Genomic DNA, 10789 nt, shown 5'->3' on the forward strand with positions numbered 1-10789 from the left:
TCAGTCTTTCCGCGTTAGCTTCATATTGCCGAATGTGAACCGGCCATGGCCGTTGAAGTATTCGCCTTCGGCCGCTGTCAGGTCTGCGGAGAAAGTCAGCTCAGCCGCGCCGCGATGAGCCACCAGTTCCGCTTCACCGATTCTGGGTTCGTTCTTGTAGTTGTAAAGAAGCCGGAATCCGTCCGCTTGGTCGTAGACCAACGCAGCTGCAATGCTGTTGGAAGCCGACTGTGCCGTTTTGAGCCGCACGCGAAGCTTGTCCCAGCTTTGGACAATCGTAACTTCGCCCTCCCATTTGTACCCCAGGGTCTTATCAGGGTTGATGGTCTGTCCGTCGCAATGCCATTTTCCCGCCAGATAGGGTACCTTCAGAAGGTCGGCTATGACGCCGATTCTCCAGACGTGCTTGTCGAACAGCCAGTAGAGACCCGCGTAGATAAGGCTTGCCGTGACCGGCCATAGCACCAAACCGGGAACGTGGTCGGCAACACCAAGACGCTTGGCCAGGTCGACTGCCCACAAGACGAAGACACCGATACCCGAGGCCGCGATTGCGGAAACCATACTCAGATAACGGCCGATGACGGCTCGATTCAGGCCGCCAAGGACAGAATATTCATGTTCCAAATTGAAATTCCCTGGGGGATTGTTCTTTTTGTCGGCTGTTATCCGCGACTGGATTCGAGTCTTCGAATAACAGCGCAGGGATGATATAGCGCCCAGATTCCGCTGGGCGTCATATTGGGATGGCTCCCCACTTCAGGGGGGTAATCACGAATGCCGAATGCAAAGGTGGGCGCGAAGGCTGTTCAGGTGATACGTGGGAGGCAGCTGCGCCTGCAATGGGGGGCATGATAGGGATGTGGTGAGGTGCAGTTGAGAAATACCGGATTCCTCGAACGCGTAACGTCGGATTTTCACGATGGCTTCTTGAATCTTGGCTTGCTAGCACGCTGACGGGGAGTAGCGGTTCGAGTCAACATGAGCGGATTGATGGTGGGGACCGGAGCAATCGTCTCCAACCACTGCTCACGGCCAAGGACGCGAACAACCTGGATGAGAGTACGCAGTGACGACCCGCTGCCACTCTCGAGATTCCGCAAGGTGCGAACGCTGATGCCTGCCCTCGCAGAAAGCGTGGCTTGGTCCAGGTTCCGGTGTATTCGAAGGGTCTTCAATCGCTCCCCCAGTTCCACTTCAATCTCTTCTGGAGTCCGATGCCGTTGCGCATTGCTCATCTTCATATGTTCCTCCCGATACTCCCCGAGCCACCCCGCAGCAACCGGCAACATTGCTCCTCTTAACACCCCAAATCGCCGACAACCGGCAGTATATTGCCGGTTGTTGCGAGGCGATGAGTCAATGCTGAGCCAGAGGGCCCTTCTCTGGCGTTGACGTCGTTGGACTCGCCCCTTGTCTGAGGATAGAAAGCAAATGCGGGTGTTTCACGTGAGCTGAGGACGTTCGCGGCCCAAGGCCTGAACACGCACGAGGGCCAACCCAGTTTCAGAAGCGAGACAAAAGTGGCTTCGAACTGAACGCTAGCCTCCGTCCGCGCTGTGCACTTCGGCAAGCCAGTCTTCGTTGCGCCGTTGGGACTCAGGCGAACCGATGCCTTGTCGAGGGTCAAGCAAGACCTGGTGGGGCTCCAGCCTGAGCACATCATTGTTCAGGTGGTATGCCCCATAGACGGAGTTATCAATCGCCAGCCAGTTCGTCAAACGATGCGCGAACACATATGAGCGAATGATGTAGGTCCGCGCGGAGCCATCCTGCAAATATCCGAAGCGTGGCTTGATACCCGGAGTGGTACCCACCACCCGGTTCGCGAGCGGCGGCGCCAGGTACGAAACCACTTTCTTGAAAGGCAGTGTGTCGAGCCAGGACGTTGGCAGGACAATTTCGACACGAGGATAGGGATTGAGTAGGCGCTCCAACTGCGGGACGAACTCAAACAACGGGTTCCCTGTATCGAGAGAGACCTGGCCGCTCGCATCGAGCGGTGCATGACCACGGTGCAGTGTTCCGTCGAAGTCGACGAACAGAGTTGGCGTGGGGTTGTCGAGAACCAGTGCAGGCACTTTGGACACGCTGCTCATGGCATCGCTCTCCTTTAAGCATTGCCCCGTTCAGAGCGGACTTCTTCGATTTGCGTTTCATGCCCACCGGCGATGCATATACTCTGATGCAAGAACCTACATGCTACCCGCCGCGCGCCATGCCGCCGGATAGAAGGGCCGCCCCATCCAGTCGATGGGCTTCGGTGATGTAGCAATTGCCGCCTGCGCGGACGAGGTGATGACCACCAGCGCGCAGGGGATACCGGATTCTGGGGGGAAGTTCTGAGACATCCGGCGCGCTGGCGAAGGCAGAGGCGCGGAACGAAAGTCTGCCGGGCGAGGCCGGCTCCATACCGTAGTAGTGTGGGTGGCGGCTGAGTGAAGGCGTATCCCAGGCACACCTGCCAGGGAGGGCTGGGCTCAGCCTCACCACCCGTAGCTAGGCTATGAAGGTGTTCACCTGCTTCTCTGGCTGAGCCCTTCAGGTGAGCAAGAGGATAGTGAGACCTTTTTCGGTTCAGCCTGTGATTGTGGAAACCACAATAAAGGCGACCTTCGGCTGAACCTGAATGTTCGAACATGGCAGGCTGGCAAGCTGTCATATCTCTCCGGCGTGAGTAGCAGTTGGTACTTCGCCGGCGAGACAGGATTCGGGGATACGTATCAGCGGCGGACTTGCGTCCGCTCATGAGGTCCATGGTCATCTCCCATCATCACGCGAACGATAGAAGGGTTAGCCTTCGAGAGGTGCTGCGGTTCCACGCGGTAACCATATAGTCGATGTAGTGCGACAGCAATCGCGCATGAACGCGAGTATCCGCCCTCGCAGTGAACGACCACCGATGTGATTTCGTCGGGCAGGGCTTCGACGAATGCGCGAACGACTTTGGCTTGCTCCTTGGTGAATGCGTGGACGAGCTTTTCTCGCGCCCTCCCTGATAGATTCGGATTCAGGAAATCCACGTCGGCGAAACTCAGACGCAGGACATGAACGAAGCAACCGAGGTTGACCGGGGGGCGTTCCGGTGCGGTGATTGAGATGACCGCCATCGATGGCAGTTGAGGTAGCTTTTCCGCGTCCGACCGCGATAGCGCAAACACTTGACGTGTCCCGTCCAACGGAGGCTTGTACAGCTTGCCAACGATGTCCCGCAGTCGCTGTGTCATCTCGTCCCTCGCAAAAGTTCTACTCGGCAGAGGTGCCGACTACCGCTTGTCATCGCCGTACTGCCCCCGAGCCATACTCTCGACAACAGCATGGTTTCTCCGTGATTGAGCAGTTTCAAAAGCGATGAAACCGCGTGATACCGGAGGGCGGGCAACCATAGCTGGCGTTGCGTGGCACTTGCCAGGAATTACCGTCGGATTTCCAATCCGAGGCGCGCAGGATTCTCCTCCACTCCTGGATATGCACAAAGGACTCCATCCGACCATGCCTGGCTCACGGCTTTTTCGAATGCTTGCGCGACGGCCCGACGCACGTTCATCACCACCGTGGCCTTGGTCATCCCTCGCTTCCGTGGCTGCTCGCTGGACTTGACAGTAACTCACGTGTCCGCCTCATCATCCACGCCATCTCGGCAGGCGAAAACTCCCAACTTCTCGTACTGACTTTCTTGGTCACGCTCTTTTCAACTCGGCTAAGTACATCGTCCAACAGCCAGCCGTGCTCAGTCATTTTGCGCGCGGCGTAGCCCGCAAGCTGTTGAGCAAGGTCCTCGCATATGTCGTAACGCTCCCACAGCTCATCCTCCGTGAGACCTGCGTAGTACTGTCCGTCAATCAAACGCACCACGAGTTTGGGCTGTGCGCCTGATACCACGCCAGGGCCTTGCTCTCTGGGGAAATCATCGGGAATCACGTGCTGAGTCATCATCATCTCCCAAGTATTTGCATGTCCGTCGCATGTTGGCCTTTGCATGTGCCTCTCGGCCTGAACGTGTAACGAGCGCGTCCATGTGCGTCAGGTTTGCTGTACCGACACGCCTGCCGCAGTCTAGGTAAGCGAGCCGCGCGAAGACTTCGCCGAGCCTTCTGCGCTCCCGCCATCCCTAAGAAACTACCTCTCATGCGCCCGTTCATTGCACCGGCGATGCGGATACGAACAGGTCCTGTCCAGCCCTTGCTCCGAGAACTGCGAGCCGGCACAAGTCTGCGATGCGAACAAGCCCGCCACGAATAGCTCCGCCCGGGAGTTGCAGCGCGCCGACCAGCTCGATTCCGGACAACAGCTTTGACAACGCAGATGATTTGGTGCCCATGCCGCGCGCCAGGTCTGCAAGAGGCACGTAGGTTTGCCGGAACGCCAGCAACTGATGGGGGAGCACGACTCGGCACGGCTGGCCACGCAACACAATTGAGTGCGAGTCCAGCAGACCATCGGCAATCCAGTGTGAGATGCTCTCCCACTTCCAGCCAGTGAACTTTGACAATTGCTGAATCGACATGCCTGCTTCGAGCAACGGCGTACCAAAGTACGAGGCAACGTCTGCTCGACGGAATGCCGTGTCGCCGAGTTTGCGGCCGCGCACGACAGCCTTCACCTTGCCGTCAGCAATTGCCTGCATCAGGGACTGGATGGCCTGCCGGTCACCCATGCGTCGACTGGTCAGCCCTGCCCACACCACCCTCTCGTCATCCGAGGACACGGCAGGGTCTGCCGCCTCCCGGATTCGCTCGACGAGTTCTAGAATGGAACGGCGCTCAACGACACCGCCCTTCAAGACATCGTGTCGCCAATTCACATCGGACCGAACCACACCGGCGGCCATCATGTGCTCAAGCACTGACGGCGACACCCCAGCCAATTCGCCGGCTTCGGAGCCAGTTATCCATTCGCTGCGCAGCCCTTGGATGCGCGCGACCTCCACTTGTGGGATTTCGTATAGGAGCCCGCGAGTACCCGCGCGGCGCGTGCGGTAGCTGCACTTTCCGGCCTGGACGGCGTTGTGCATGTGGGAAACACTGATGCCGATGGCTTTTGCCGCATCGGCCAGTCGCATGTACTCGGTCACGTCCTCGACCATGGCTTTGGCCGAATCCAGGCCAAGTGCCCCGTCAAACCGGACTGCCGCGACTTCGATGATGATTTTGAGAATTGGCTCAAGTGCCGTGCCGTGGCAGAGCTTCCGCAGGCCGATATACCAGGGGCCGAGCAATGTGTTCAGGGTTCGTGCATCGGGCTTGCCTACAGCAATGCGCTTCTCGACATGCGATTGGAATCCCGCAGGCCAGTCAGCGAGCAGACTGTCGAGAGGTGCGAGCAAGTCGGTAGCTTCAGCGATGGACGTCGGCAACGCAGCTCCCCGACGGGGAGCTGGCATTGTCGGGTCGGCATGTAGACAAAGGGTGCGGACAACCTGGCCAAGAGTAATGATGTCCACGCCGCGCAGCGTGGGCTCGACGCCACCCGACTGCTTACCAGCGCTCGCAATAAGCGTCGAAAGCCAGTGCTGAGCGCGAGTTGAAGCGATGCGAGGCAGCATGTGGAGGTCTTGACCACAGTCGCATTGCCCAATGTGATAGCGATTAGGCGATAGAAACTCTCCACAGTCACTGCATCTGTCGACGAGCAAGATTCGGTGGTGGGCACACGCGGTCACATACGTGTGCCCCCAGTAGTGGCGCATATATGCATCGTCAGCCAGACAGGCAGGGCAGACGGCGTCAGTTTGTACGCGATGTAGTCGACCCCAGCTCCTGCAGACTGCTTCCTGCTGCCCGGCAAAGTGCGCCCACTCACTTTCGAGACCAAGCTGTCCGGCCACAAAATCCGAGTGTGCGAACAGCGCACCGCGATTGCGCTGCACGCCCGCGAGTCCGGCCAACTCCCGCCAGTTGGATAGCACGTTTGCTGCGGCAAGCGCTCGGTAGTAGCCGAATCCCGATTCGCCGTCCCGTGGCGCATATGTTACGACGAGACTCATTGGACACCTCCATCATGGAGAATAGGAACCGAGAGGTCGTTGTCGTTGAACACCTGCACAAAAGCTTGATGAAGGGCTGCGGGGGCAACGTCGGCGTGCAAAGCTTCGGCAGACCCAAACGCTCGGAAGTGACGAGAACCTCCAGCCTCGATTGCATTCGCCGCTGCCCGACAGTCCGCGAAGGTCACGGTACGCGGAGCCTCATTCGCGAGCTGACTGGCCAGCTCCTGCATGAATCGACTCAGCACGCCAATCAGCCCCCCGGTAAGGAGGTAGCACTGGAAAGTAAGCGCTGGCGCCGGTAGGTCAATTGGATAGCCGGATTCGCGAAAGAGATTCGCATAGGTCGCCACGCAGGTATGAAAAGCCTTCATGTTTTCTGGAATACGGGAGTCGTAAGGCAAAAGATGGCGAGCCGCCGACGACCGCAGGCGCAATTGCTCATTGCTTTCGAACAAACGCTGGAGACGTGGCACGCCGAACAGAAACACCGTCAGGTTGTGCGAATCCGCCAGCGTCTTGAACCAGTCGCCGGCCGAACGCGGCGGCACGCGCGCGCCCAGCTCAACCAGGTGACTGGCTTCCTCAAAAAGCACGGCGCGCGTACCAGCAAGGCCTAGTTGCTCCAGCATGCGCCTTCCAAGGGTGCGGGATGTGGTACTGCCTCGCACTGGCAAGCCAAGTGCTTCGAGCACGCTCGAGGGCAGCAACAGTGGTGACACGGGTGTAGGCACCGGCACAACGAGGACTGGCACATGGCGACGCCCTTCAATTTTCGTTTCCGGAAAGGTGCGCTTGAGAGCATTGATTAGCATCGTCTTACCGACGCGCGATGGCCCCATCACGCGCTCAATACGGCTTGCGGCTCCGTCCAAGGCATCCTCAATGCGCTGTCTGAGCGGGTTGAACTGCTCGAGGAACAGTGGATGAGGAAGTTCGCAGCTTTCAATCGCTACGCGTAGTTGCTTCGCGGCCGTCATATCAGTGCATCACCATTGGCACGGTCCAAGACAGGGAGCAGGGTCGCATCGTCGAATATCGACCCGATGGGTTGCGCGGCGGCAGGCGCTTCCTCAGAAGCTTTGCTGGGTCTGCACGTCGGCGGCAGAGGCACTGGACTCGGGTGCAGGGATGCGCGCGCGACGGCTCGCGCCGCCTTTTCCCGACGTGCGGTTTCGCGGTTTCGCTCATATTTGCTCGGCTTCTTGCGCTTCGGAGCAAGAGAGTCCGCGACGACTTGCTCATGCATGTCCTGGTCGAATTTCTCGGCTTGGGGCGCTCTTTTGACGCTGGACTTCTGCTTTTTGAATCGGTCTTTCGCCTCGCTGAACGACCACGCTGGCGTCTCGGGTCGCAAGTGCTCGTGCGGCAGCGTGACGAGTGGAAGGTCATCTCCCTCGTAGACATAGACATGTCGGAAATCATCCGGGTTGAACAGCACACGTAGCTGCTTCTGTTCGCCATATTTTTTAATCAGAGTCTCAATCTCGTCGCTCTTGTAATGCAGTCCGTCTACCGTAATGCCCGTCTTTCGGCTCACGCTGCGCTCCGTGTGCTCGTAAAGCGCCGCCAGCCATTCGGAACGTGATGGCGGAAGAGAAATCGCGATGCATGATGCCTCGAAGTGCTTCCAGCGCTCGCCTGGGGTATCCCCCTTGAGTGAATCCGTGAGTACGACGTCCCACTGCAAACGCTCAAGCGGGGCGTGAATCCACTTTTCGTAGTACCAGCGGACAATCCAGCGCTCAAGCTCCTCCATTGTCGGGAGCTTGTCGCCCAGCGCAATCGGGTCGCGCTGCCCGTCTTTGCCGTCCACGCGCGTGCAACCCGCCAGCCCCTCCAGGGCTTCCTTGAGTGAGCGATTAGAACGTTCGATGAAGGGCTTTTCCTGTCCTGCCCTGGCCCTACAGTGCTTGATGTCAACGCCGAGCCGCTCCAGGTTCTGGATGCGTCCGCCTTTGGTTTCGGAACCGTTATCGAAGACAAGCTGCCCAGGTGTTCCACACACATTCATGGCATGGTCGATGCCCAGTTCCTCGAAGCGCTTCTTCTTGAGGGGGGCCATGTACATCTCTGCGCATGCGAGCGAATCGGTATCGGTGGGAGCCCCCACAACCAGGTGCCAGCCAAGTGGATAGCTTGTACAGCAGTCGATGGCATGCACCAGGTAAACCTGGCTGGTGATTCCGTTCGGCGTCTCGACAACGAAAGGTAGATGCAGTGCATCCTGCTCGACGCGCTCGAAGGGCGCCTCGGCGCGAATGCGCTTCTTCGCGAACGACTTCCCGGCCACGGCGTCCGTCGGGAGCATCCGGTCGTGTTCGGGGTCGGCGCTGGCAAAGCGCAAGATGGTGTTCTTCACGTACTTGATGCTTATCGGAGAGCAGGTAACCGGCAGGAAGGTGCCGCGCACCGTGCGGTTGACGTCGTCGGTGACTCTCTTCAGTGACCAGCGGGAGTGCGGCACTAGGTAATGCTGCTCCGCAACCAAGCAGATTGTATTAACGACCTCCTGTGGGTACCGCGGGCAACGGTTACCCTTGTTTTTATTTCCACGAAGAACCGGCAGACCGGCCATGTCGGACTTTCGGTAGCGGTACATCGTCGACTGAGGGGGAAATGGCGGCGACTTCGGCGTGGCCTCCTGGCGGTACTCTTCTGCTGCACGTCGATACGCCTCCAGAAAGCTGACGCCTTGCCGCTTCTGGATTTCCCGAATGCACCGCATGACCGTACGGACGAAGCGATTGCGCTCATGCAGTTCCTGGTCATCAGATTGCGCGGCATGACTGACGCGCGGCTTTCCGGTGCGAAGCACGGTCCGCTTGCCCGCGTGAATGTCGGCATAAATTTCCTCTATCTTGATGTACCTGTCCTCCCGCTTCTCGGCATCGAATACCTTGATGCATCCGCCGCGCGGGTGGGGGTCGAGCACCTCCAGGTAGGCGTCGTGATTCTTGGGCGGAACAAGCCGGTCGTGGAGAAGCAGGCTGCGGTTCATTTCTCCACCCCTTCAAGTAGACAGAGATGGCTCAGGTCCCCGTACGCGAGAGACAGTTCGAGCGTGCCGCAAATGGTCTGATGAGCAAGGTCGCCTCCGAGGACGCCACTGACCAGCAGGACCGGAATCAGACCGGGTGGAAGCGTAAGGTCCGAGCACAACGTGCGCACCGTGACAGGGCCGTCTTCACAGCGCCGCGTGACACGTTCGACGAGCTCGTCCGTCAGGTGGGCGCGGACCTGATGGGTCGCCTGCTTGAGCGCCCGCGAATTCATCCGGATGGGATGAGCGGTGTTCGCCGGGAGGACCAGGGTGCGCAGGGGGTAGCCATTGGCATCCAGAATTGGACGGGCGCGCGCAACCTTGTCCCAATAGACGTCGTCTCCCTCGAAGCCTTCGGCCTTAACCTCGACCGCGTGATGCAGCCCGTCCTGCCACTCGATGCTGAAGTCAACGGTGTAGAGCTTCGGGCCCGGCACATCCCGATGCTTGTGCCACGCCGCGCGCACGGCGTCTCTTGTGAACAGCAAGCGCTGTTCAGTCAGGTCGACGCAAAATGGCTGCGGCTGAAAGGCCGTGACGCGCGGGTCTATCGCGAACAGATGCGTTACAAATCGTTCAGCATCCGACTCGACGTTGAGGTGACCGCTCGCCTTCTCGCCGTACGTGCCGAACTTTGCCTTGCCGTACGTTGACGCTGTGTGACGGATGCCGGTGTTGGCGGCGTCCAGGCGGCCGCGACTGCCATAGGATGCGGGCGTGCGGCTCATAGCGTACCCCTATCTGCAGTGCACGGTAGCAAAGCGGCCTGGCGATGCGCCATGACGCGCGCGAGGGCTCCTACAAGGGTGGACCAGTACGGGAAATCTGTGGTGCGGTTCCTGCTCAGCATCATGTGGTCAATCGAACTATCAACCGCATAGCTTACGGAAGCATTTTCCGAAAAAATAGAGGCACTTTGGCAGTCGTTACACGCAGAATTGCGAACAATGCTTGATTTGAGTGGCCTTTTTCGACTGTAAATTTTTTTCGCGTTACGCGCGTGTAACGCCATCGTTACAGCGTGTCCCGGTGGCGTAGGGAAGTGCAGCAAGACCGTCCTGCCGCAATTGAGACAATGCGCGTCGAACTGCGGAATGGCGTCGCACGCCGGCGAGTCTGCAAGGCGAGACAGGCCAGGCCTACTGTGATGCCGGACAGGGGAGAGTTCAGCACGCAGACCAGGTTGCCGCGACGGGTTGCGGGCGGCACCCCGCTGCTCAGGACAACGAGAACTCGCACCTATCACCGAGCGGAAGGCGCAAGCACGCCCACTCACGCTCCACCGGTCTCCAGCCGGCCGCATCCTGGAGAAAATAACCTGTCTCATCGCCCGCTCCTGAGTCGTACCCTCTCACAAATAGGGCTTGACCGCGCGGGCGGGTCACAACTGCGAAAACAAGTTCATTCTCTGAACAGCACGTCAGCATTGCACTGACGCGCTTTTACCGTAGTCAACGTTCGGGGAGTTTTCAAGCTGGATGAGCACCTTCTTTTGCGTCACAAAGCACCGATTTGGCGCTCACTTGCGTTACAATTGCGGTACATTTTTTCCGGCGAGTCAACTTATGGAACGCAAGTCTGACACCCTGAACCTCCGGGTTACGCCCGAGCTGAAGGAGTTGATTCGATTAGCCGCTGAGAGGGAGCACAGAACGATTGCCAATTTCATAGAGGTGGTCGTTCGGCAACATTGTGGTGAACACGGCATCGCCGTTCCGGCTAAGCAGCCACAAAGCGGCTAAGTCCACCCGGGGGGGAGA

The 10789-nt window shown here is 58.9% G+C and carries 10 protein-coding genes; 1 reads left to right on the forward strand and 9 read right to left on the reverse strand.

Translation table 11 applies throughout. The features are described 5' to 3' along the window. The 9 genes from AC1DQ3_RS15660 to AC1DQ3_RS15700 form a co-directional block, all read right to left on the reverse strand. Nucleotides 1–627 carry a Cap15 family cyclic dinucleotide receptor domain-containing protein gene (locus AC1DQ3_RS15660; RefSeq protein WP_477121085.1) on the reverse strand — a complete coding sequence of 209 codons (627 nt, stop codon included), beginning with the start codon at nucleotides 625–627 and terminating at the stop codon, nucleotides 1–3. A 290-nt stretch (nucleotides 628–917) separates the two neighbouring features. Next, a complete protein-coding gene (locus tag AC1DQ3_RS15665; protein WP_477121086.1) occupies nucleotides 918–1292 on the reverse strand; it encodes a helix-turn-helix domain-containing protein in 375 nt (124 codons plus the stop codon). 249 nt (nucleotides 1293–1541) lie between these two features. Further along, nucleotides 1542–2099 (reverse strand): HAD domain-containing protein, encoded by a 558-nt coding sequence (locus AC1DQ3_RS15670; protein WP_477121087.1) that lies wholly within the window; start codon nucleotides 2097–2099, stop codon nucleotides 1542–1544. A gap of 624 nt (nucleotides 2100–2723) precedes the next feature. Beyond that, entirely contained in the window at nucleotides 2724–3227 is a 504-nt protein-coding gene (locus AC1DQ3_RS15675; protein ID WP_477121088.1) for a hypothetical protein, read from the reverse strand. Nucleotides 3228–3564: 337 nt separating this feature from the next. Then, a complete protein-coding gene (locus tag AC1DQ3_RS15680) occupies nucleotides 3565–3939 on the reverse strand; it encodes a hypothetical protein (RefSeq protein ID WP_477121089.1) in 375 nt (124 codons plus the stop codon). 199 nt (nucleotides 3940–4138) lie between these two features. Then, nucleotides 4139–5986 carry a TniQ family protein gene (locus tag AC1DQ3_RS15685; RefSeq protein ID WP_477121090.1) on the reverse strand — a complete coding sequence of 616 codons (1848 nt, stop codon included), beginning with the start codon at nucleotides 5984–5986 and terminating at the stop codon, nucleotides 4139–4141. Further along, the gene (locus tag AC1DQ3_RS15690; RefSeq protein WP_477121091.1) at nucleotides 5983–6966 is read right to left on the reverse strand and encodes a TniB family NTP-binding protein; all 984 of its coding nucleotides are present in this window, start codon (nucleotides 6964–6966) and stop codon (nucleotides 5983–5985) included. Before AC1DQ3_RS15690 ends, AC1DQ3_RS15685 begins: the two co-directional genes overlap by 4 nt. Then, nucleotides 6963–8987 (reverse strand): Mu transposase C-terminal domain-containing protein, encoded by a 2025-nt coding sequence (locus AC1DQ3_RS15695; RefSeq protein WP_477121092.1) that lies wholly within the window; start codon nucleotides 8985–8987, stop codon nucleotides 6963–6965. Before AC1DQ3_RS15695 ends, AC1DQ3_RS15690 begins: the two co-directional genes overlap by 4 nt. Continuing rightward, nucleotides 8984–9757: a hypothetical protein gene (locus AC1DQ3_RS15700; RefSeq protein WP_477121093.1), complete on the reverse strand. Its 774-nt coding sequence runs from the start codon at nucleotides 9755–9757 to the stop codon at nucleotides 8984–8986. Before AC1DQ3_RS15700 ends, AC1DQ3_RS15695 begins: the two co-directional genes overlap by 4 nt. A gap of 837 nt (nucleotides 9758–10594) precedes the next feature. Between AC1DQ3_RS15700 and AC1DQ3_RS15705 the strand changes: the two genes are divergently transcribed. Continuing rightward, on the forward strand, nucleotides 10595–10771 hold the full coding sequence (locus AC1DQ3_RS15705; RefSeq protein WP_477121094.1) for a type II toxin -antitoxin system TacA 1-like antitoxin: 177 nt from the start codon (nucleotides 10595–10597) through the stop codon (nucleotides 10769–10771). The last annotated feature ends 18 nt before the right edge of the window (nucleotides 10772–10789 follow it).

Source organism: Cupriavidus sp. 01T418 (assembly GCF_056398885.1).

Bases quoted from the DNA above. Each gene is read 5' to 3' on its own strand.
- AC1DQ3_RS15675 (WP_477121088.1), bottom strand. From the start codon at position 3,227: ATGACACAGCGACTGCGGGACATCGTTGGCAAGCTGTACAAGCCTCCG.
- AC1DQ3_RS15700 (WP_477121093.1), bottom strand. From the start codon at position 9,757: ATGAGCCGCACGCCCGCATCCTATGGCAGTCGCGGCCGCCTGGACGCC.
- AC1DQ3_RS15705 (WP_477121094.1), top strand. From the start codon at position 10,595: ATGGAACGCAAGTCTGACACCCTGAACCTCCGGGTTACGCCCGAGCTG.
- AC1DQ3_RS15665 (WP_477121086.1), bottom strand. From the start codon at position 1,292: ATGTTGCCGGTTGCTGCGGGGTGGCTCGGGGAGTATCGGGAGGAACAT.
- AC1DQ3_RS15690 (WP_477121091.1), bottom strand. From the start codon at position 6,966: ATGACGGCCGCGAAGCAACTACGCGTAGCGATTGAAAGCTGCGAACTT.
- AC1DQ3_RS15680 (WP_477121089.1), bottom strand. From the start codon at position 3,939: ATGATGATGACTCAGCACGTGATTCCCGATGATTTCCCCAGAGAGCAA.
- AC1DQ3_RS15695 (WP_477121092.1), bottom strand. From the start codon at position 8,987: ATGAACCGCAGCCTGCTTCTCCACGACCGGCTTGTTCCGCCCAAGAAT.
- AC1DQ3_RS15685 (WP_477121090.1), bottom strand. From the start codon at position 5,986: ATGAGTCTCGTCGTAACATATGCGCCACGGGACGGCGAATCGGGATTC.
- AC1DQ3_RS15670 (WP_477121087.1), bottom strand. From the start codon at position 2,099: ATGAGCAGCGTGTCCAAAGTGCCTGCACTGGTTCTCGACAACCCCACG.